General features: G+C 29.6%; 20 protein-coding genes. 11 read left to right on the forward strand and 9 right to left on the reverse strand.

Annotated features, from left to right (window positions below; translation table 11 throughout):
• The first annotated feature begins 76 nt into the window (after positions 1-76).
• Both AC28QF_RS01585 and AC28QF_RS01590 read left to right on the forward strand, forming a co-directional pair.
• A complete protein-coding gene (locus AC28QF_RS01585; RefSeq protein WP_488200109.1) occupies positions 77-1432 on the forward strand; it encodes a hypothetical protein in 1356 nt (451 codons plus the stop codon).
• A 172-nt stretch (positions 1433-1604) separates the two neighbouring features.
• Positions 1605-3467, forward strand: a complete 1863-nt coding sequence (locus tag AC28QF_RS01590) for a DEAD/DEAH box helicase (RefSeq protein WP_488200108.1) — start codon at positions 1605-1607, stop codon at positions 3465-3467.
• A gap of 72 nt (positions 3468-3539) precedes the next feature.
• Here AC28QF_RS01590 and AC28QF_RS01595 read toward each other — a convergent pair whose 3' ends face one another.
• The 6 genes from AC28QF_RS01595 to AC28QF_RS01620 all read right to left on the reverse strand — a co-directional run bounded on the left by AC28QF_RS01595 (position 3540) and on the right by AC28QF_RS01620 (position 9851).
• Entirely contained in the window at positions 3540-4376 is an 837-nt protein-coding gene (locus tag AC28QF_RS01595; RefSeq protein WP_488200107.1) for a prohibitin family protein, read from the reverse strand.
• A gap of 104 nt (positions 4377-4480) precedes the next feature.
• Positions 4481-6634, reverse strand: a complete 2154-nt coding sequence (locus AC28QF_RS01600) for a TonB-dependent receptor (RefSeq protein ID WP_488200106.1) — start codon at positions 6632-6634, stop codon at positions 4481-4483.
• Between the two features lie 103 nt (positions 6635-6737).
• On the reverse strand, positions 6738-7082 hold the full coding sequence (locus AC28QF_RS01605; protein ID WP_488200105.1) for a hypothetical protein: 345 nt from the start codon (positions 7080-7082) through the stop codon (positions 6738-6740).
• A 48-nt stretch (positions 7083-7130) separates the two neighbouring features.
• Positions 7131-7517: an acyl-CoA thioesterase gene (locus tag AC28QF_RS01610; RefSeq protein WP_488200104.1), complete on the reverse strand. Its 387-nt coding sequence runs from the start codon at positions 7515-7517 to the stop codon at positions 7131-7133.
• A 3-nt stretch (positions 7518-7520) separates the two neighbouring features.
• Entirely contained in the window at positions 7521-7703 is a 183-nt protein-coding gene (locus AC28QF_RS01615; RefSeq protein WP_488200103.1) for a CPXCG motif-containing cysteine-rich protein, read from the reverse strand.
• Between the two features lie 129 nt (positions 7704-7832).
• Positions 7833-9851: a VWA domain-containing protein gene (locus tag AC28QF_RS01620; RefSeq protein WP_488200102.1), complete on the reverse strand. Its 2019-nt coding sequence runs from the start codon at positions 9849-9851 to the stop codon at positions 7833-7835.
• A 132-nt stretch (positions 9852-9983) separates the two neighbouring features.
• Between AC28QF_RS01620 and AC28QF_RS01625 the strand changes: the two genes are divergently transcribed.
• Positions 9984-10322, forward strand: a complete 339-nt coding sequence (locus tag AC28QF_RS01625; protein WP_488200101.1) for a hypothetical protein — start codon at positions 9984-9986, stop codon at positions 10320-10322.
• Here AC28QF_RS01625 and AC28QF_RS01630 read toward each other — a convergent pair.
• Positions 10312-10710, reverse strand: a complete 399-nt coding sequence (locus tag AC28QF_RS01630) for a group III truncated hemoglobin (protein WP_488200100.1) — start codon at positions 10708-10710, stop codon at positions 10312-10314. The two genes, AC28QF_RS01625 and AC28QF_RS01630, sit on opposite strands and share 11 nt — an antisense overlap.
• A 66-nt stretch (positions 10711-10776) precedes the next feature.
• Between AC28QF_RS01630 and AC28QF_RS01635 the strand changes: the two genes are divergently transcribed.
• The 7 genes from AC28QF_RS01635 (at position 10777) to AC28QF_RS01665 (ending at position 17346) form a co-directional block, all read left to right on the forward strand.
• Entirely contained in the window at positions 10777-11373 is a 597-nt protein-coding gene (locus AC28QF_RS01635) for a Crp/Fnr family transcriptional regulator (RefSeq protein WP_488200099.1), read from the forward strand.
• Positions 11374-11442: 69 nt separating this feature from the next.
• Complete coding sequence (gene purB / locus AC28QF_RS01640) at positions 11443-12786, forward strand: adenylosuccinate lyase (RefSeq protein ID WP_488200098.1); 1344 nt, start codon at positions 11443-11445, stop codon at positions 12784-12786.
• Positions 12786-13151 (forward strand): hypothetical protein, encoded by a 366-nt coding sequence (locus AC28QF_RS01645; protein ID WP_488200097.1) that lies wholly within the window; start codon positions 12786-12788, stop codon positions 13149-13151. The genes purB and AC28QF_RS01645 overlap by 1 nt, the downstream gene beginning before the upstream one ends.
• A gap of 4 nt (positions 13152-13155) precedes the next feature.
• Positions 13156-13935, forward strand: a complete 780-nt coding sequence (locus AC28QF_RS01650) for a TerC family protein (protein WP_488200096.1) — start codon at positions 13156-13158, stop codon at positions 13933-13935.
• 79 nt (positions 13936-14014) lie between these two features.
• Entirely contained in the window at positions 14015-14335 is a 321-nt protein-coding gene (locus AC28QF_RS01655; RefSeq protein WP_488200095.1) for a hypothetical protein, read from the forward strand.
• A gap of 42 nt (positions 14336-14377) precedes the next feature.
• Positions 14378-16777, forward strand: coding sequence for a TonB-dependent receptor (locus AC28QF_RS01660; protein WP_488200094.1), 2400 nt, complete (start codon positions 14378-14380; stop codon positions 16775-16777).
• A gap of 11 nt (positions 16778-16788) precedes the next feature.
• On the forward strand, positions 16789-17346 hold the full coding sequence (locus AC28QF_RS01665; protein ID WP_488200093.1) for a type 1 periplasmic binding fold superfamily protein: 558 nt from the start codon (positions 16789-16791) through the stop codon (positions 17344-17346).
• A gap of 142 nt (positions 17347-17488) precedes the next feature.
• On the opposite strand, the gene msrA is transcribed toward AC28QF_RS01665, so the two are convergent.
• Positions 17489-18121 (reverse strand): peptide-methionine (S)-S-oxide reductase MsrA, encoded by a 633-nt coding sequence (gene msrA, locus AC28QF_RS01670; RefSeq protein ID WP_488200092.1) that lies wholly within the window; start codon positions 18119-18121, stop codon positions 17489-17491.
• A 141-nt stretch (positions 18122-18262) separates the two neighbouring features.
• On the opposite strand from msrA, the gene dnaX reads away from it, so the two are divergent.
• Complete coding sequence (gene dnaX, locus AC28QF_RS01675) at positions 18263-19960, forward strand: DNA polymerase III subunit gamma/tau (RefSeq protein WP_488200091.1); 1698 nt, start codon at positions 18263-18265, stop codon at positions 19958-19960.
• Here the strand turns inward: dnaX and AC28QF_RS01680 are convergent.
• Positions 19949-21772: a cation:proton antiporter gene (locus AC28QF_RS01680; RefSeq protein ID WP_488200090.1), complete on the reverse strand. Its 1824-nt coding sequence runs from the start codon at positions 21770-21772 to the stop codon at positions 19949-19951. The genes dnaX and AC28QF_RS01680 overlap by 12 nt on opposite strands.
• Between the last annotated feature and the right edge of the window lie 8 nt (positions 21773-21780).

The raw sequence follows: 21780 nt of genomic DNA on the forward strand, positions 1-21780 counted from the left end.
ACAGCTAATTAACAACTAGATTATATAGAGATGTTTATTTTTGAGCATTATTTCTTTATAATAAGAAAAATAAAATATGATTAAATATTTAATACCCTTTATATTAATTTTATTAATTGGTTGTAATGAATCAGAAGCTCCTAAAAACACTTATTTTGGAGGTAAAATTATAAACCCAAAATCTAGCTATGTAACTTTATCTGATAATTATGGTTTTAATGACACCATTTATTTAAAAAAAGATAATAGTTTTTTAGCTACTTTCAAGAAATTTAAAAAAGGTTTATACATTTTTGGCCACGGACCAGAACATCAATATGTATATTTAGAACCTAAAGATAGTTTACTTTTTAGGTTAAATACATGGAGTTTTGATGAATCACTTGTTTTTAGCGGTAAAAACGCTGAAAGAAACAACATGTTAATTGAGTCGTTTTTGAAAACAGAAATAGATGATAAATATTTTTCAAAAATTCAAAACCTTACACAACAAAACTTTATTAAAAAGGCAGATTCTATAAAAAAAATTAAGCAGCATATTATTAATACTTATAAAAATAATACTGATGATGTCTCTAATGATTTTTTAGAAATACTAAACATAGCTATGCTCTACCCTGTTTACACTAATTTAGAGCAATTTGCTATTTATAACTTTAATAAAAAAGAATCTATACCTTTAATTGATTCTTATTTTGATTACCGTGCTAACATCAACACTAAAAAAGATTCTTTAATTTTTTACGAACCATATTATAAGTTTATGATTGATAAGTTATACAATGATGTGTATCTTAAGAAAGATAAATCAGAAAATTTTACAGTAGATTTACTACACAGTATAAACGCTAATATCTCTTTAGAAGAAATAAAGAATAAACTACTTTACAATACCGTTATGCGTCGCTTTTTTAAAGAGCCTTATCAAAAAAATAACGACCAAGTATTTTTTACTTTTTTTAAATTAAATACAAGTATTGAGCAGAAGAAAAATGTGCAACGTTTAATGAACGATCTAAAATTATTAAACACAGGTGATAAACTGCCTTTATTTAGTTTAGTGAATGCAAAAGGAGAAGAAAAGAGTATTTCAAAAATAGTAAGCGATAAAAATACTGTGATTTTATTTAAAGATCACAAACATGCTTCTGATGAATGGATTGCTTCTCGCACCAATTACCTAATTAGAAACAACCCAGACGTTAATTTTGTTGTAGTTAATTTATGTACATCATCTAAAAGATATACCAAAAACATAGATATTAAACACCAATACACATTACCTAAGAAAAGTACCTTGTGTGAGTTTTCTACTAGTAAATTTCCACGTGTTGTTTTAGTTGATAATAAAGGAGTTATAACAAACGGATACACAAGCTTATCATCAAAAAGAATTAACGCTGAAATTAGTAATTTACAGAAAAACAAATAATCGTCTATAATCTATTTAATTTATCATATCTTTGCGGGATTTTATTTTCGAAACAAAATGAAATTTAGATTATTAACTACCAGATTATTAGCCATATAATCTATTGTCCAAATTAAGAATCAGGTTTACAGATACTGGCGTCTGTGAATCTAAAAAGAACACAGACGTATATATGTCAACATTTTTAGATTTAGGTTTAAAAGAGCCTATCAACAAAGCATTAACAGATTTAGGTTACGAAAAGCCTACTGTAATTCAAGAAAAAGCAATTCCACAAATTATTTCATCTACGGCAGATTTAAAAGCATTTGCCCAAACTGGTACAGGAAAAACCGCTGCTTTTAGTTTACCAATTATCGAGCAAATAGACTACTCAGATAAAAATACACAAGCTATTATCTTATCTCCTACTCGTGAACTTGCAGTTCAGATAGGAAACAACATTAAAGAATTCGCTAAATACATACCAGACTTAAAAGTGGTTACTGTATATGGTGGTTCTAATATCGAAGAGCAAATTAGAGGTTTAAAAAGAGGTGCACAAATAGTTGTGGGAACTCCTGGAAGAACTGTCGATTTAATAAATCGTAGAGCTTTAAGATTAGGAAACGTAAGATGGTTAGTTTTAGATGAGGCTGATGAAATGCTTAACATGGGGTTCAAAGACGAACTTGATAAAGTATTAGATGCAACTCCTGAAACGAAACAAACTTTATTGTTTTCAGCAACTTTTCCTAGAGAAGTAGAAGCTATTGCTAGAAACTATATGGATAATCCTGCTGAAATTACATCAGGAGAAAAAAATCAAGGTTCAGATAACGTTACTCACGAATACTATGTGGTAAACGAAAGAACACGTTACCAAGCATTAAAAAGAATTGCAGATGTAAATACTGATATTTACGCAATTATTTTCTGTAGAACAAGAAGAGAAACACAAGAAGTTGCAAATAACCTAATAAAAGATGGTTATAGCGCTGATGCTTTACACGGAGACTTATCTCAACAGCAAAGAGATAGTGTAATGGGTAAATTCCGTAAAAAAACTATTCAAATCTTAGTCGCTACTGATGTTGCTGCACGTGGATTAGATGTAACGGAATTAACGCACGTAATTAACCACAAATTACCAGACCAAATAGAAAACTATAATCACCGTAGTGGTAGAACTGGTAGAGCAGGTAATAAAGGTATCTCTGTAGTATTAGTAAATAATAAAGAGAAAGGTAGATTACGTTCTATTGAGCGTATCATCAAAAAGAAATTTGAAGCTAAAAAAGTACCTACCGGTAAAGAAATTTGTCAAAATCAATTAATGCATTTAATTGAAAAGGTAAAAGCTACTGAAGTTAATACAGAACAAATTGAAGAATTCTTACCTAGTATCTACGAGAAATTAGAAGATTTATCTAGAGAAGAGTTAGTTCAGAAATTCGTTTCATTAGAATTTAACAAATTTTTATCTTACTATAACAAATCAGATGATTTAAACGACGTATCTAACAAAGATAGTAGTTCTAGAGGTAGATCTAATGATGAAAACATGACTCGTTTCTTCATTAACTTAGGAAGAAAAGATGAATTAAATCCAGCTACATTAATTGGTTTAATAAACGATCAAAAAATTGCTGATAAAGTAGAAATTGGTGCAATTGACATTTTAGACACTTTTTCTTTCTTTGAAATTGATAAAAACTTTGAGCAAGAAACATTAGATGCTTTTAGTGCTAATAATGCTGACTTTAACGGACGTTCTGTAAACATTGAAATCACCAAATCGAAAGGTGGTGGCGGTAGAGGCGGAAGAAAACCTCGCAGTGGCGGTGGTGGATTCGGCGGAAGAAGAAGTAGCGGTGGCGATAGAGACAGAGGCCCTAGGAGTTCTGGTAGAAGCGATTCTAGTAGAGGAGACTCTTCTAAAAAAAGTGACTCTAGAAGACGTAGTAGTGATAGCGGATCTTCATCTTCTTCTAGAAGAAGTAGTGGTGACGGTAATGCTTCTGCTGGTTTTGGTAGAAAGCGTAGAAGAGACTAAGCAAAGAATCTTATATACTAAAAAAGCAACTCATAATGAGTTGCTTTTTTTTGCTTAATATTTTTATAGAACTTATTGATTCCCTAAAATAATAGGCATTCCGCTTTTTCCTGATCCAATCAATACCACTTTACTGTTTGGTGATTCAGCTAACTTTAGCGTAGCTTCAATTCCTTTATCTTGTAAAATTTTATCTGTTAAAGAAGCACTTAAAATTTTATTTGCATCAGCTTTACCTTTTGCTTCAATAATTTGCTTTTCAGCTTCTTTTTGTGCTGTAACTAACCTAAACTCATATTCTAAAGATTCTTGCTCTTGTTTTAATTTACGTTCAATTGCGTCTTTAATAGTTGATGGTAATGTTACATCTCTTACCAAAACTTCATTTAACTGAATATGTTGTTTTTCCAATATTTTTCTTGTTTCTTCAAAAATTTCTGTTTGAATCACATCTCTTTTACTAGAATATAACTGTTCTGGCGTATAACGACCAACAACACTACGTGCAGCAGAACGAATAGCTGGTTGAATAACTCTTGATATATAGTTTTCCCCTTTCTCTTGATGTAATAAACCTATCTTATCAGATTGTGGCTGAAACCAAGCAGAAGCTTCTAATTGAATTTCTAATCCGTTTGATGATAAAACTTGCATTTTTTCAAAAATTTCTTGTTGACGCACTTCGTATACAAAAACTTTGTTCCAAGGAGATACAACCTGAAACCCCTCTCCCATTGCTGGTTCGTCTGTTACTACTCCGCCCCCAAAAGTTCTGTATAAAACACCTGCTTGACCGGATTTAATAGTTACAGTTGATTTTGTAAAAGCAATAATTGCAATTACTACTAAAATCCCTACTAAAATTCCACCTTTTGGTAATTGTAAATCTAATTGTTTATTGTTACTCATTTCTATGATTAAAATTTATAATTATTATATTCAAATGTACAGAATTAATCACAATTACCTTAACATAGTCTTAAACTCTGCAAGATAATTGTGATTCATATTTTTTATAGTTTTATTAAAATTCCTGTATTAAAAACAAATCCGTCAGTAGGTGCCCAAATATCTGTAAAAGTTGGATTATTGTGTGGTGCAATTATCATTGATTGATAATTTTGTTGTTTCGTGTCTGTAAAGTTTTCAAAATTAGCATATAAGCTAACCTTTCCGAAAGTACGCATTACCATAAAACCCATTGTCCAATAATTAGGCGTAGCTGTTAAATCATTCCTTAGCTGTGAACTCTTATAATATGCCTCATAACCAATTTGCCATTTATCATGTATTTCGTACATTAAAACACTACCAATACTGTGCTTTGGGGTTAAAGCTTTTTGTGTGCTATTAAGTGCTACGTTATTATAAGCATAATTGGTAAATAATATAAAATGTTGGTATTTAAATTTTAAATTAGTTTCTGCTCCGTAACTATTTAAAGTATTTGTCGCGTTAAAAAACTCATAATTAGTACCGTTTTTTTTCAATAATAGTGAGTTTTTTAATTGCGTATAAAAAACTAATTGATTAAATGATAATGATACGTTATCATTTAATATTCGTGTTTTATAATTTACATCTGCATTAAATCCTATAGAAGTTTCAGCTTTAAAATCAGCCACATTTATTGGTAATACATTTTGGTATGAACGCAATTCGGCATCTTCAGTAAAAATAGTTGGTATTTTATAGCCTAAGCCACCTCCTATTCTACTTGAAAAAGCATCATTGTATTTTATAAATAAAGACAATCTAGGTAACACAAAAGTTCCGTAGTTATTATTATAATCAGTTCTTAAACCACTTTCTAAAGTCATATTATCACTAAATTGCCAGTTATTTTGTGCAAAACCACCAAAAGTAAATTGATTATAACTGCGATTTAAATTTGTAGTTTTATCTTCTTTAAAATTTTCGGTGATAATATTCCCTCCAAAAACCCAATCAGAATTATTTTTATATAAATTATAAGATCCTTCTGTAAATGTGGCTATCTGATTTCCTTTAAATTGAAATGTTGGTAGACTTAAATCACGTTTAAAATAACTTACACTATTTTTAAGTGTTAGTGTTTTATCTTCAGAAATATCATTGCTATATGTTAATTGAAAAGCATAACGATGTGTTTTATTTTCTTCAAAAAAGTTATGTTCTGGCGAGATAATATTATTTATAGCATCAATATCTCCTCCGATTCTTTTTTCTATAGAAGCATTTAAACTTAACCGTAATTGTTCTTTTTCATTTGGATAATAAAAAAAAGAAGGATTAAAGCTAGCACTTCTTACTTTGGGTATATCTGTAAAATGATCATTATTTACATCCACAGCATTTTGATGATTAGCAGAACCGTATAATGAAATTCCAAATTTATCAAATCGTTGACTATAAAAAGCATTCAAAGTACTTCCGTTACGAGAAGTTTGATCGAACATTAAATTAATTTCTGGTGTTAGTGTTGGTTTTTTTGACACTAAATTAACCAAACCTGCAATTGCGCCACCACCATATAATGTAGATGAACTTCCTTTTATTATTTCAACTTGTTTTAAATCTAAAGGCGGAATTTGCATAATGCTCAATCCGCTTGAAAAACCTCCAAATAACGGAAACCCATCTTTTAGCAACTGCGTAAAACGCCCATCTAACCCTTGTATTCTTATAGATTGGTTTGCGGAATTGGCAGAAGTTTGTTGCATTTGTATTCCTGTACTTTCACGCAATACCATAGCTATATTTGCCGAATTCATAATTGCTTTTTCTCCAAGCTCTTCTGCAGAAATAACTTCAATTCGTGTTGGTATTTCAGCAATACTTCTTTTACTTCTTGTCGACTGAATTACAACTTCCTCTAAAGACTCTTCATCTTCATGAAGTTCTATAATTAGTTGTTTTTTTAAAGTTGGAAATTCAATTATTTTCTCTACGGTTGTAAAACCTATAAAAGATATTATAAAGATTTGTTTTCCAGAGGGAATATTGTTTATCGTTGCTAGTCCATCTAAATTGGTTTCAATACCTATTTTTGTGTTTTTTATAAATACTGATGCTCCTGGTAACGCATATTTTTCATCTGAAATTACTTTAATCGTAATTGAATTCTGGGCGATTATATTTACCGCAAATAACCATAGACATATGGTTAAAACTATATTTTTTATCATTTTAAATGATTTAATTAATTATAAATGTAGGTGTGTAATTAGACATCTTTTTAGATAAAAAGATGCATTCGTTTTCAATAAAAAATTGAAAAATTATAATTAATTATGCTTTTGGAGGGTGAAAAAGTTCGTCTAAGAAACTGGTTGTATTTAGAACTTTGTGGAAATGTATTTTCTTTTTTACTTGAAAATATTTAATGAACTGAAATTTAAAATCTGTAGTAATTATTGCATTGTATAAGCCTAAAGAAATACAGTGATGATGGTGTTCTGTATTTTTTTCTTCGTCTGTATCATTTTGATGATGCCTATTAGAATGTGCTTCATCCATTGTATCAACATGAATTACTGTTACATTACCATCTTCAAAAATCATAGCATCAGCATGTGCTTGTACAGGTGGCACAAACAATAATACTATTAATACAAAGATGCTAATATTTTTCAAATCATGGATTTAAGAAATACAAAAATATAAAAAAAACAGACAGGTTTGTTATTTCAACCTGTCTTTAGCATATTCTACTTTTGTTTTACCATGTGCTACAGGATTGCCCGCTTCATCTAAACTAACCATTATAATTTTGTCGATTGCTATAATTGTTTTCTGCGTAATTTTATTTCGTACTTCACAATTTAAGGTAATAGATGAGTTACCAAATTTTACAACTTCAATACCAATTTCTATAATATCTCCTTGTTTTGCTGAGCTTACAAAATCTATTTCTGACATAAATTTTGTTACCGTTTTAGGGATTTCTAATTGAATAATAGCATATAAAGCTACCTCTTCGTCAATCCATTGTAATAAACGCCCTCCAAATAAAGTTCCGTTAGGGTTTAAATCTTCTGGTTTTATCCACTTTCTTGTATGAAATTTCATATTTTATTGTTCTATATTAACCGCTTCAAAAGCGGTTAGATTATTGTTTTCTAAATGAACTGTTAATTGTATTGGGTTACAACATGTTTCGCAATCTTCTATATAGGTTTGAGAAGCACTTGCGTCTAAAATCATAGAAATTGTTTCCCAGCAATATGGGCATTGAAAAAAATGTTCTAAAGTCATTTAAAGTTCGTTTTTCATATTGTTTTTATACGTTTTCTAAAAACTATTTTTTTATTTAAATCGTTATAGATAACTTTTTACAAAGTTCAGAAACTATTACTCTTTAAACGAATAAAACCTATTTGTTTTTTAAATTTTACCATAATATTTTCTGATAAACCATTCTAAAGAGAATAAAGTAATGATTAAAAACAACACCCATTTCCAATCTATTAAATTTTGCTTTTTAGAGCTAGATTTCTGAACAGTATAATAAGAAGTATCTGTTGTTAATTCTTGTAGTAAATCTTCTAATTTATCAGTATAAAATAATTTTCCTTTCGTTTTTACAGCTAATGAATTTAGTTTTTTATGATTTGTGTTTGTAAACTGTTCTTCTATTTGATAATCAGTTATTTTAAATTTACCAAAGCTATTTATATTCTGATTTGCCACCGAAACTTTATATGAATATTCACCTGCTAAAAGCCCTTCTACCGCTACTTGATACGAGTTGTTGGTTAACGAAAACGGAATTACCTTCTTACTCTTTGTTTTAGTATTTGTTACCGTTAATTCTAACGAAGCCCTATTATCAAACTGATAATTTTTATCAACATAAAATGCCGAAATAGTTATTGGCGTATTCGCGGTGTATAAACGCTCACTTTTAACATCTAATCTTTTTCTTTTTTTATTGGATGCTAAATACTGTACTACGTTTCCGAAAAATGCATCAAACGCTTCAAAATTTTGCTCTTTTAAAAAACTAGCAGCCCTCCATTTCCAAATTCCTTCACCAAATAAAACAGCATGCTTTTTATCGTTTTTTTCTATCGTTGTTAATAATGGTTGTTTGGTTTCTACTCCTGCAAATTTTTGATACAGTAAAGTTTGAGCATCATTTGTTAATTGAATCGTTCCGAATTTATCTCGCAAAGGCGGAAATTCGTTAAAACCAAGATCCTTTTGTAAAAATGTTAAAAAATCGGTATTATATATGGCTAAATAATCTTCTGTTTGATTGATTGCTTCTTTGGTTACCCCTAATTGCTGTGTATTTAAAAATCTCCAATCTGTTTTTGTTCCTGAAATCACTAAATAATTCGACGGTATTTTCTCGAATACTTTTTTAAAATAACTGTTAGGTTGATAAAAAACAAAAAACTGATAATCAGTATAATTAATGTTTTTTTCATTAACCAAAGCAATCGTTACGTTTCGTTGTTTATTACTTTCTATAGCTTTTTTTATTGCACCTAAATCAGGGTGTAAAAACGAGCTTAAAACCAATACTTTCGTTTGCTCATCTATAACTTCTACCGAAAAGTTTTGGTAGTTATTCTTGGTGTTTTTCTCGTTTTCTATTTTACTGATTGTGGTACTATAATATTGAATTCCTTTTTTATCCGAAGTTAAATTTGTTGAAACAGTTTGTACTGGGTTTGAAGGAGAAAATTGAAGTCTTTTTGAAAACACTTTTTTTTGACCATTCGAAATAGAAAAAGTTGCACTTACTTTTTCCTTTCCTTCATAATAAAGCATGGTTTCTATAGGAAATTTATTTTTTATATAACTATATTTATTAACGTTTAACTGTGATATTTGTAAATCTTGATACAAAGTGGTGTCGCCAACTACGATTGGATATATTTTACTTTTAGCATTTATATATTCATAATCATTACCCGTAGTTTGATTTCCGTCACTGATTAAAATACTTACATTTAAAGTGTTTTTATTTAATTCGTTAACCGATTTTATTGCTTGTGAAATATCTGTTTGAGTTTCTAAAAAAGACAAACTATCTAAAATAGAAATTTCGTTTCCAAAAGAAAAAAACTGAACATCAAATTTATCTTGTATTTCTTTATACTCTTTTACTTCTTTTAAAATAGCAGCCACTTTTTTATCCACTTTAAAATACTTTATAGAAATTGAATTATCTACCAAAACAGATAAAACAGGCTTACTATTTACTTTTTCTATCGTTTCTATTTGGGGATTTATAAATAATAAAATCAACAAAAACAAACTCGTTGTTTTTAAAACAAACAGTAAGATATTTATTTTAGAATTATTTTTCGCTTTGTAAAAATATTGAAAAAAAGCAATAGCGATGCTTAACAAAATTCCGATGATAATATAAATAAGGGTTCTAGTTTCCAACAAAAGTATTTTAGATTGTGAAGATAAAAAAAGCTATCAAATAAAATGAATCAAACTTCTTTTTACTTTATGACTTAGGTCATAAAACAAATAATCCATTGGCTTGTAACTTTGTAATAAAATAAATTAGGCATGGTAACAACAGAACAATTATTCGTAAACAACACAACTTTTAAGCTTTCTAAATTTAATTTTATAAGTGTTATAAATAATAAAATTGCACAAGAAGAAAGCAACGCTTTTGTAATTTCAATAGTTTTATTAATGGCTAGCAGTATGATTGCTTCTTTTTCTGCAGCATTGGCTGTTCATGGAGAAGTAAATTTATTTGCTTTGGTAATTACTTGTATTTCTGCCATGGGCGCAAATGCAATCGCTATAAGTCAGCGTTCTTTAAAAACAGTGGTTTGGACATTCTTTATTGCCGTTTTAGCAAATATAGCACTGATAATTTGTCAGCTTATACTTTAGGTTTCGCGTCAAACATTCTAAAAAAGAGCATCGAAGCAATATTCCTTGCTCTTTCTTTTGCGTCGTTTGCTTTGGTTCCTACAAAAAGAGCATCTAGAGTTTCGAACCACAATTGCAACCATCTACCAAAATGCTCTTGAGAAATAGTGTGGTTAAAATTACGATCTAAATCTTTATGTGCTTTCATCGGATTTCCTTTAAATTTCCTAACAAAAAAAAGATTTGTTTCCCAAAAATCAGTTAATTTTTGCAAGTGAGGCTCCCATTTTTCTTGGGGTATTGCTTTTAAAAAAATAGGCCCTATAAAATCATCTTTTTTAATTTTATTGTAAAAAGTTGAGACCAATAAATACACATCTTCTCTATTTTCTATTTCTTTTTTATCCATCTAAAACATTTTTATTCACAGCAAAAGTATATCTTTATACACATGCAATTTATGACTTAAATCATAATGATACCAGAAGAACTTTTACGCAATTTTAAAGCATATTATAAAGACTATAAAAAAGGAGAAGTTATTTTTACAGAGAATAACACAGCCTTTAATTATTATCAAATTAGTAGTGGTATTGTAAAAATGAACAATTATAATGAAGCCGGAAAAGAATTTATTCAAGGTGTTTTTTATAAAAACCAAAGTTTTGGCGAACCACCTTTATTTATTGATGTAAAATATCCTGCTAGTGCAGTAGCTATTTCCGCAAGTAAAATATTAGTTATTTCTAAAGAACAATTATTTAAATTACTACAAGAAAACCCTTTAATTCACTTAAAAATAACGCAAAGCTTAGCTAAAAGATTGTATTACAAAGCAATTATAGCTTCAGAAATTTCTAGCCAAGAACCTGCACACAGAGTGCTTCGTTTTATAGATTATTTAAAAGATGATGTTTATAAAATAACAGGCAATTTTACTTTTAAGGTTGATTATACACGCCAGCAAATAGCAGATATTTTAGGTTTACGAGTAGAGACTGTAATTCGAGTAATTAAATTATTAGAGAAGGATAAACAACTTAAAATATTAAAACGAAAAGTTTATCGTTAAAATTCCTCTAGCAATAGCTGTAAATAAAATAAGTATTCTCTATTTTTGTAGCTTACAACACAACATAACATGAACTTAACACAATTAAACGCTATCTCTCCTATTGATGGTAGATACCGTAATAAAGTTGCTAATTTAGCCAACTATTTTTCTGAAGAAGCTTTAATAAAATATCGCGTAAAAGTAGAAATAGAGTATTTTATTGCTTTATGCGAAATTCCTTTACCACAATTAGCTGACTTTAATAATGATTTATATGCTGATTTACGTAAAATCTATGAAGATTTCTCTACCGAAGATGCTTTAAAAATTAAAGATATTGAAGCGGTTACAAATCATGATGTAAAAGCCGTTGAGTATTTTATCAAAGAAGAATTTGACAAGCTAAGCTTGAATAAGTACAAGGAGTTTATTCACTTCGGATTAACTTCTCAAGATATTAACAACACTGCAATTCCATTATCTATTAAAGACGCTATGGAAGAAGTGTATTATCCTGCTTTAGATGGTTTAGTATCTAAATTAGCTGATTTAGCTGAAGAATGGGATCATATATCAATGTTAGCACGTACACATGGGCAACCAGCTTCTCCTACTCGTTTAGGAAAAGAATTTTTTGTTTTTGTAGAGCGTATTAACAATCAAGCAATACACATACAACACACACCTCATGCTGCTAAATTTGGTGGAGCAACAGGTAACTTTAACGCACACAAAGTTGCGTATAAAGATATTGACTGGAAAAACTTCGGAACTCATTTTGTGGAAGATATTTTAGGTTTACATCACTCCTTCCCAACTACTCAAATAGAGCATTACGACCATATGGCTGCTCTATATGACGGTTTAAAACGTGTAAATAATATTTTAATTGATTTAGATCGTGATGTTTGGACATATGTTTCTAACGATTATTTTAAACAAAAAATTAAAGAAGGTGAAGTTGGTTCATCAGCAATGCCGCACAAAGTAAATCCGATTGATTTTGAAAATTCTGAAGGGAATTTAGGAATTGCAAACGCTATTTTCGAGCATTTATCAGCAAAATTACCAATATCTAGATTACAACGTGATTTAACGGATAGTACTGTTTTACGTAACGTAGGTGTTCCTTTTGGTCATACATTAATTGCCTTTGGAGCTACCTTAAAAGGATTGAATAAACTATTACTAAATGAAGCTAAGTTTGCTGAAGATTTAGAAAATAACTGGGCTGTTGTAGCCGAAGCTATTCAAACAATATTACGTCGTGAAGCATATCCAAACCCTTATGAAGCTTTAAAAGGGTTAACACGTACAAACGAAAAAATAAACAAACAATCAATTGCTAATTTTATTGATACTTTAGAAGTTTCTGCTGAAATTAAAGAAGAGTTAAAAGCAATTACACCTGCTAATTATACCGGAATTTAATGAAGTATTTACTTAGTTTTTTAGTCGTTTTTATAGTGTTTTCTTGTACTCCTGAAAAAGAAGGAAATCCATTGCGTTTTAAAAAAGGAGTTTTTGAAATTAAGGCTACAGATGATTTTGTTAAAGAAACTATTATTAGAAAAGATAGTATTCAAATTAGCAAATATGGCAATGAAATAGATACACTTTCTATAAAATGGAAAAATAACTTTTTTTATACGTTGCGTTACATCAATCCAAAAAATGATTTACAAAAAGACCCAATGTTTGTACAAATTAATAAAGTAAGAAAAAACTCTTACGATTTTACTGTAAAAATTGGTTATTCAAATTACAAACAAAAAGGAACCATATATATAAAATAAAAAAATGGAAATTTTCTTACAACCAGATACTTGGATTGCATTATTAACCTTAACTTTTTTAGAAATTGTTTTAGGTATCGATAATATTATATTTATTTCTATAGCATCTAATAAGCTACCAGAAAGCAAACGAAAAAAAGCTACGAATATTGGGTTAGTATTAGCCATGCTTTTACGAATTATACTGTTGTTTGGTATTTCTTATTTAATCGCAATGAAAGCGCCTTTTTTCCATATAGATTTATCATGGTTTAAAGCTGGTATTACTGGACAAAGCTTAATTTTATTTGCAGGTGGACTTTTTCTGCTCTACAAAAGTACACAAGAAATACATCATAAAGTTGAAGGTAATGAAGATGATGATTTAGATGGTAAATCAAAAAAAGGGTATACCATGAAACAAGCTATATTGCAGATAACTTTAATAAATATAGTTTTCTCTTTCGATTCTATTTTAACTGCAGTCGGAATGACTAATGGTGTTGATGGAGCAATGCTTATTATGATTGTTTCTGTTGTTTTATCGATGTTAATTATGATGTTGTTTGCAAACCCTGTTGGTAAATTTGTAAATGAACACCCTACAATACAAATGTTAGGTTTAGCTTTTTTAATTTTAATAGCATTTATGCTAATTGCAGAAGGAGCACATTTATCACACGCCGAAATTTTCGGACAAACGGTAGGTATTATTCCTAAAGGATATTTGTATTTTGCTATTGCATTTTCTTTAGGTGTAGAAATGCTTAACATGCGAATAAGAGGCGGAAAAAAGAAGTCTTAACAAAAAATTAAGAATTTATCATAAATAGCCAGTAGTTATTACACTACTGGCTATTTATTTTTTTATACATTTGTAGCGAATGTTTAAATTTAGAACATACATATCTGCTATTTTCTTGTTTGCTCTGTTATTACCAACAGCAATACAAGTGGTTCATGCTTTTGAAGAGCATGAGCACATAGCGTGTACTTCTAACATTAATCAACATTTACATGAGTTAGATAAAGATTGTGGTGAATTACATTTACAATTAAAGGTTTTTTATTATGAATTGTACAGTCCAAGTACTTTAGTAAATAATAAATTTTTTGCGAAAAACACGCTTCATAAGACACAACAATTAAAAACTCATTACTTCTCTAATAAATCATCTAGAGGACCTCCTATTGTAATAATTTAATTAAAATTACACATAATTATAAAATTACAATTAAACTCTTAGATGAATCTTAAAAGTATTATTTTAATACTTTTACTAAGCGGTTATGTTTCTTTAGTAAACGGTCAAAATTGTAGTTATACATTTTCTGGTATTGTAGAAGATTTTCATGATAAATCTGCGATTGTAAACGCTACAATTTATATTAAAAACCAAAATAAGTATACTACAAGTAATTTAGACGGAAAGTTTATTATCGATAATGTATGTGCTGGTAAAATTATTATCGAAATTTCTCACGTATCTTGCGATAAACAAATCTTAGAATTAAATGTTTCAAAAAACATTTATAAAATTATAGATTTAGAACATCACATAGAAGAATTAAATGAAGTTAATGTTAGGAGTACAACTGGTTTAAAAACCAAAACGGCTCAAGAAACGTTATTAAAAACTAAAACACTAGATACCTATAGCGCAGCATCATTAGGCGACGCTATTAAAAATATTTCGGGTGTTTCTTCGATAAATACAGGTAGTACTATTGTAAAACCAATTATTAATGGCTTACATAGTAGTAGAGTATTAACTTCTTTTAATGGTGTTCGATTACAAGATCAAGAATGGGGGATAGAACATGCTCCAAATATTGATATAAATGCTGCTGGAAGTGTTTCTGTTATTAAAGGAGCAAATGCTTTACAATATGGTGGCGATGCTATTGGAGGGGTTATTATTGTTAATCCTTCAACCGTAATTACTAAAGATACCTTGTTTGGTAAAACAATTACATCACAACAAAGTAATGGTAGATTGTTTTCTGTTTCATCAAGCTTAAATAAAAGTTACGAGAATGGTTGGTTTATTAATGGACAAGCTTCTTATAAAAGAGCTGGAGATTTTGAATCACCTAATTATAACCTTACAAATACTGGATTAAACTCTAGAGCCTTTACTTTTCGTACAGGTTTTAAAAAGTTTAATAAAGGGTTTGAGCTTTTTTATAGTAATACAGCTAATGAAACAGGTATTTTACGAGCATCGCATATAGGTAATATATCTGATTTAGTAAGAGCCATAAATAGCGATTTACCACTTGTTATAGATGAGTATAGCTACGCTATTAACAACCCTAAACAAGATGTAACACATCAATTATTTAAAGCTAAAGTTTACAAACGCCTAAAAGGTATCGGTAAATTATCTTTTCAATATGACTATCAACAAAACAAAAGGTTAGAGTTTGATGTTAGAAGAGGAGATAAGAAATTTATTGCAGCAACGAATTTATTATTAAAAACACATTCTTTTAAAAGTGATTTAAATATCGATTCGAATAAGGAAAACACTTATAAATTTGGTTTAAGCGGTGCTTTTCAAAATAATTTTTCTGACCCAAAATCAGGAGTTAAAAGAATTATACCAGACTATAATAAGTTTAACCTAAACGGATATGCTATTACTAGTTTTAAATTTAAAGACATTTATTTAAATGCTGGAATTCGATATGATTTTGAACAAGTTAACGCAAAGAAATTTTACGCTAAATCAAGATGGAATTCGTTAAACTATCAACAAGAGTTTGGTAACCTTATTATTCAAGATTCACCTACTCAGTATTTAGTAAATCCTGTTTTTACTTATCATAATATTTCTGCTTCACTTGGTGGTTCTTATAGTCTTAACGATAATAGCACATTATTAGCTAATTATGGTTTATCTAATAGGGCACCAAATGTTTCTGAATTATTTAGTGATGGTTTACATCATTCTGCTGCAAGAATAGAAATTGGTGATTTACGAATGCAAGCTGAAACATCTAATAGATTTTCTACAACATATAAATTTAATAACAAAAAATTTGATGTCGTTTTAGAAGGATTTTATAATTATGTAACCGATTTTATTTACATAGAACCTACAGGAGTAGAAACTACTTTAAGAGGTGCATTTCCTGTTTGGTCATACAAGCAAACAAATGCCTATTTATTTGGTTTCGATTCTAATGTTAGCTATAATGTAAACACAAATTTTAGTATTACCAATAAGATGTCGCTCATTAAAGGGCGTGATTTAACAAACAAAAGAGCTTTAATAGATATACCTCCTTTTAAAACCACAACAACTTTATTTTTTAAGAAAGAGAATTGGAAAAATTTTTATGCCTCTTTAGAAAGTGAGTTTAATGCGGAACAAAACGAGTATCCTAATAACAATTTCATGGCTTTTATTCCAGATACAAACACCAATGAACTTGTAGATATTAGCACTCCTCCAAAGGCTTATCATTTATTAAATTTCTCTTCTGGATTCGAATTAAACATGTCTAAAACAAAAATTAATCTTAGTTTTTCAATAGATAATGTTTTAAATCAATCATACAGAAACTACTTAAACAGGTTGCGCTTATATGCAGATGATTTAGGGAGAAACTTTCAAATTCAAATTCAAATTAATTATTAAAAATTAAAAACATGAAAAATTTCAAAATTATAGCATTATTATTTATTACATCAATTTTAGCAACTTCTTGTTCAGATGATAATCCGGACATTATAAATGCCGAAGAAGTAATTACAACAATAAAAGTTGTGTTAACTCCTGCGTCAGGAGCAACTGTTACATTAGAAAGTAGAGATTTAGATGGTGACGGACCAAATGCACCTGTAATAACAGGAGGTACATTAGCTGCAAATACTTCTTATAGTGCCGTTATTACTTTATTAAACGAAACAGAAAGTCCTGCAGAAGATATTACATTAGAGGTTGCTGAGGAGGCTGATGAACACCAGTTTTTTTACAATGCTACTGGTTTAAGCTCAACTTTTAGTTATGCTGGTGAAAATGATTCTGAAGGAAACCCTGTAGGAATTAACTTTACGGTATTAAGTGGTGATGCAGCTACAGGTAGTTTTACTTTTACATTAAGACACGAACCTAGTAAATCTGCAGACGGTGTTGCTTCAGGTGATATTACAAATGCAGGAGGAGAAACAGATATTGAAGTAACAATACCTGTTACAGTTGAATAAACCTAAATAGAAACTCTAAAAAACCTCAAACTATTAAATAGCTTGGGGTTTTTTATTAACTAAAAATCTCCCAAATATAAATATTAGGGAGACTTCTATATAAACAAACTTTAACTTAACAATTTTTATTTTTTTAGTGACTTTATTTAAGTAGCTCAGGAAACTTCTTTTTAAATCTATTTAACCTTGGTATAGATACGTTTTGAATATAAGGGTGTCGAGGATGTAATTTTTCGAAATTTTGATGATATCCTTCAGCAACATAAAATGTATCTATTTTTTTAACCTCTGTTACTATTTTTTCATTATAAACTTCGCGGTTTAGTTTATCAATTTTTTTGTTGATAATTTCCTTTTCGTAAGCATCAGCATAAAAAGCTATCGATCTATATTGAGAACCATAATCTGGATATTGCCCATTTTTTGTAGTCGGATTATGTGAGCCAAAATAAACATCAACCAATGTTTTAAAACTTATTTTCTCAGGATTATAATATACAGCCACAGCTTCTGCATGGCCTGTTCTACCTGTATTACTACTTTCATAAGTTGGGTTTTTAGTAAAACCTCCTGCATAGCCAGAAACAACATCCTGTACTCCTATTACACTTTCAAAAATAGCTTCTACACACCAAAAACAACCGCTTGCAAAATAAGCTACTTTGGTAGTATTTACCTTTTTTGTATTTAAATCAAACTTATTCGTAGTAAAATTAGTAAAAATAAATAATGATAAAAACGCAATAAGTATAGGTGTACGATTTGTAAATTTCATAGTTTTCATCTGTTATATGCAGTTGGTCGGATAAAAAAACAATTTTTTACAATTGTTTACAACTTTAGGTTTTCCTTAAGAAAATAGTTTGTGAATTGTAAGCTGTTTTTCTATTTTTGTTAGCATAAAAAGTAAAGATTAATGGAGCATTTTATAGTATCGGCACGTAAATACCGTCCTCAAGTTTTTGAAGATGTAGTTGGGCAACAAGCCATAACAAATACGTTAGAAAATGCTATAAAAAATGACCATTTAGCACAAGCACTCCTTTTTACAGGACCTCGTGGTGTTGGTAAAACATCATGTGCTCGTATATTGGCTAAACGTATTAACCAAGAGGATGCTACTACAGATGATGAAGATTTTGCTTTTAATATTTTCGAATTAGATGCCGCTTCAAACAATTCGGTAGATGACATTCGTAGTTTAACCGATCAAGTACGTATTCCGCCACAAACAGGTAAGTATAAAGTATATATTATTGATGAAGTTCACATGCTTTCTCAAGCTGCCTTTAATGCTTTTTTAAAAACTTTAGAAGAACCGCCTGCACATGCTATTTTTATTTTAGCAACTACAGAAAAACATAAAATTATACCAACGATATTATCTCGTTGTCAGATTTTCGATTTTAAGCGTATTGGTGTTTTAGATGCAAAAGAGTATTTAAAAACAATTTGTGTTAAAGAAAACATTACTGCAGATGATGATGCTTTGCATGTTATTGCTCAAAAAGCAGACGGTGCAATGCGTGATGCTTTATCTATTTTCGATAGAGTTGTTAGTTTCTCTGGTAGTAATTTAACTCGCGAAGCAGTTACACAAAACTTAAATGTGTTAGATTATGATGTGTATTTTAACATCACTGATTTATTATTAGAAAACAAAATTCCGCAAGTCTTAATGGCCTTTAACGAAGTTTTAAGTAAAGGCTTTGAAGGGCATCATTTTATAAACGGATTAGCATCTCACTTTAGGGATTTATTAGTTGCTAAAGATGTTGCTACTATACCTTTATTAGAAGTTGGCGATACTACTAAAAAGAAATATTTAGAGCAAGCTAAAAAAGCAAATATGCAGTTCTTAATGCCTGCTATTGATAAAGCTAACGATTGCGATTTTAAATATAGAGCTAGTAAAAACCAACGACTGCTGGTAGAATTAACTTTAATGCAAATAGCCTCTATCAATTTTGATGGAGCAAAAAAAAAATCTAACAACTACATAATTCCTGCTACCTTTTTCACTTCTTTATCACCTGTTGTGAAGAAAACCAAAGTAGCACCAATAGCTAAAGTTCTTAATAAGGTTGAAGTAGAAAAAGTTGTAGTTAAAGCAACAACTCCACTTCCAACAAAACCTATTTTAAAGAATATAAAGCGTCGGGCTTCTGCTTTATCTTTAAAAAGTATTCATCAGAAAAAAGAAATTAAAACTGTTTCAGATGATGATGAAAGCTATGAAAACCATCCAAGAACACCTTTTACTCATGAAGAGTTAAAAGATGCTTGGAAAAAATATTATTTTAAACTACAAGAACTTGGTGAACGTAGTATCGCTGCTATATTAGCTTCTGGCGAACCGCAATTAGGTAAACCTTTTATCATTATATTTTCTTTACCTAACGATTTAATGAAAACGCAGTTAGAACGTGGTAAATCTAAACTAACACGGTTTTTACGTGAAAAATTAAATAATTACGGTATTCAAATAGATGTTATCGTTAATGAAACTGTCGAAAAAAAATTCGCTTACACCCCTCAAGAAAAATATGAGAAGTTAAAAGAGAAAAATCCGTTTATAGAAAAACTAAAGACCACCTTTGGGTTAGATCTTTAAGTCTTTACCAATATAAACTAGTTTCCAATCTTCTATTACCGTTACATTTTTCTCGAATTCAGAGATTAGTAAAATTTCGTTATTGTTATTCTTAACAAAAATTGGTATTGATTTTAACTTTCCATAAATTTGTATAATCTTCTCTTTATATTCTTCTATAGAATTAATTTGTGTTTCATGAATTTCAGGAAACTCTCTTACCGCTTCCATTAAGCTTAAATAATCATCTTTAATAGTAAATAACTGATCTTTATCCTCGTATTCATTTGTAACAACTTCTTGTGAACTAGCTAAACGGTAAGCCCCTTGCTCACCAAAAATTGGCGAAAAATTTGATATAGCATACTTATTTATCGAATCACTACCCGTTATAGCTAATAAATATCCAACATCATTTAACTCTATATTGTTAATTAATGCATCATCATAAACGTTAACCTCAAAAGATTCTAAACCTTCCTTTTTAGCTTTTTCTATATTGTCTTTATTAGAGTCTATCAAAACAACTCTTCTATTATTATTCTTTAAATAAACACCGATAAGGCGTGCTAAATCTGATGCTCCTATAATTATAATCGCGTTAGATCGCTTTAAGAAAACACCAATTACTTTCGCAAATAATCTTGCCGTAGTTGCATTTAACAATACAGTTCCTAAAACCACCATAAAAACAAGTGGCGTTATGTATTCGGCTCCTTCAATACCTAATTTAATCAATTTACTACCAAATAAAGAGGCGATTCCTGCTGCAACAATACCTCTTGGACCAACCCAGCTTATAAAAAGTTTTTCGTTGGTTTTTAAATTCGATTTATAAGTACTTATAAATACGGCTAACGGTCTTATAACAAATACTATTAATGCAAAAAGAAGCGCTGTTTCCCATCTATATAGCAACATTAATTGGTTAATATCCATATTAGCTGCTAAAAGAATAAATAGCATTGAAATTAACAATACACTTAAAGATTCTTTAAAATAAAGCATTTCCTTTAAGTTTTTCAGTTTACTATTACCTAAAACCATCCCCATAACTACAACCGCTAAAAGACCTGATTCATGAGCAAATAATTCTGATTCAACAAATACTAAAAGAACTGTTGATAAAGAAACTACGTTTAATAAGTAATGCGGCACCCATTTTTTGTTGATGATAAATATAAGGGCGTGTGCGAAGGTGAATCCGAAAGTAGAACCGAATAAAAGAATTTTTAAAAATTCTAATAAAGCTGTTTGTGTAAAGCCTGCCCCACCACCAACACTTATAAATTCAAAAACCAATACAGCCACTAAAGCTCCAATCGGGTCTATTAAAATTCCTTCCCATTTTAAAACTGCTGATACATCTTTTTTTAAAGGTATGTTTCTTAAAATTGGCGTAATAACTGTAGGCCCTGTTACAATTATTAATCCTGAAAACAGAAAAGATAATTCCCAACTCAAGTTAAAAAGATAATGTGCTATAATACCTGCTCCAAAAAAAGTAATACTAGATCCTATGGTAATTAACTTGGTTATTACGGGACCAATATTTTTAATTTCATCTCTTCGAAGCGTTAAACCACCTTCAAAAAGAATAATACTTATGGCTAAAGAAACAAAATAGTACAACCCTTCTCCTGGAAAAAGTCCTTTTGTACCATTCCAAATAGGCTCAATCCATTTGCTCCCATCTTCATTAAAAAATTCGGCAGCAATTGGCCCTACAAATAGCCCTATTAATATTAAAGGTAATATAGCCGGAATTTTAAATTTCCAAGCAAACCACTGCGCTAAAATCCCTAATATTACAATTCCTGCTAATTCTATCATCTAATATT

The organism is Tenacibaculum sp. M1.3A (genome assembly GCF_057732375.1).

Excerpts from the sequence above, each read along its gene's own strand:
- AC28QF_RS01585 (WP_488200109.1), top strand. The coding sequence starts at position 77 with ATGATTAAATATTTAATACCCTTTATATTAATTTTATTAATTGGTTGT.
- AC28QF_RS01590 (WP_488200108.1), top strand. The coding sequence starts at position 1,605 with ATGTCAACATTTTTAGATTTAGGTTTAAAAGAGCCTATCAACAAAGCA.
- AC28QF_RS01595 (WP_488200107.1), bottom strand. The coding sequence starts at position 4,376 with ATGAGTAACAATAAACAATTAGATTTACAATTACCAAAAGGTGGAATT.
- AC28QF_RS01600 (WP_488200106.1), bottom strand. The coding sequence starts at position 6,634 with ATGATAAAAAATATAGTTTTAACCATATGTCTATGGTTATTTGCGGTA.
- AC28QF_RS01610 (WP_488200104.1), bottom strand. The coding sequence starts at position 7,517 with ATGAAATTTCATACAAGAAAGTGGATAAAACCAGAAGATTTAAACCCT.
- AC28QF_RS01615 (WP_488200103.1), bottom strand. The coding sequence starts at position 7,703 with ATGACTTTAGAACATTTTTTTCAATGCCCATATTGCTGGGAAACAATT.
- AC28QF_RS01625 (WP_488200101.1), top strand. The coding sequence starts at position 9,984 with ATGGTAACAACAGAACAATTATTCGTAAACAACACAACTTTTAAGCTT.
- AC28QF_RS01630 (WP_488200100.1), bottom strand. The coding sequence starts at position 10,710 with ATGGATAAAAAAGAAATAGAAAATAGAGAAGATGTGTATTTATTGGTC.
- AC28QF_RS01635 (WP_488200099.1), top strand. The coding sequence starts at position 10,777 with ATGATACCAGAAGAACTTTTACGCAATTTTAAAGCATATTATAAAGAC.
- purB (WP_488200098.1), top strand. The coding sequence starts at position 11,443 with ATGAACTTAACACAATTAAACGCTATCTCTCCTATTGATGGTAGATAC.
- AC28QF_RS01645 (WP_488200097.1), top strand. The coding sequence starts at position 12,786 with ATGAAGTATTTACTTAGTTTTTTAGTCGTTTTTATAGTGTTTTCTTGT.
- AC28QF_RS01650 (WP_488200096.1), top strand. The coding sequence starts at position 13,156 with ATGGAAATTTTCTTACAACCAGATACTTGGATTGCATTATTAACCTTA.
- AC28QF_RS01655 (WP_488200095.1), top strand. The coding sequence starts at position 14,015 with ATGTTTAAATTTAGAACATACATATCTGCTATTTTCTTGTTTGCTCTG.
- AC28QF_RS01660 (WP_488200094.1), top strand. The coding sequence starts at position 14,378 with ATGAATCTTAAAAGTATTATTTTAATACTTTTACTAAGCGGTTATGTT.
- AC28QF_RS01665 (WP_488200093.1), top strand. The coding sequence starts at position 16,789 with ATGAAAAATTTCAAAATTATAGCATTATTATTTATTACATCAATTTTA.
- msrA (WP_488200092.1), bottom strand. The coding sequence starts at position 18,121 with ATGAAATTTACAAATCGTACACCTATACTTATTGCGTTTTTATCATTA.
- dnaX (WP_488200091.1), top strand. The coding sequence starts at position 18,263 with ATGGAGCATTTTATAGTATCGGCACGTAAATACCGTCCTCAAGTTTTT.
- AC28QF_RS01680 (WP_488200090.1), bottom strand. The coding sequence starts at position 21,772 with ATGATAGAATTAGCAGGAATTGTAATATTAGGGATTTTAGCGCAGTGG.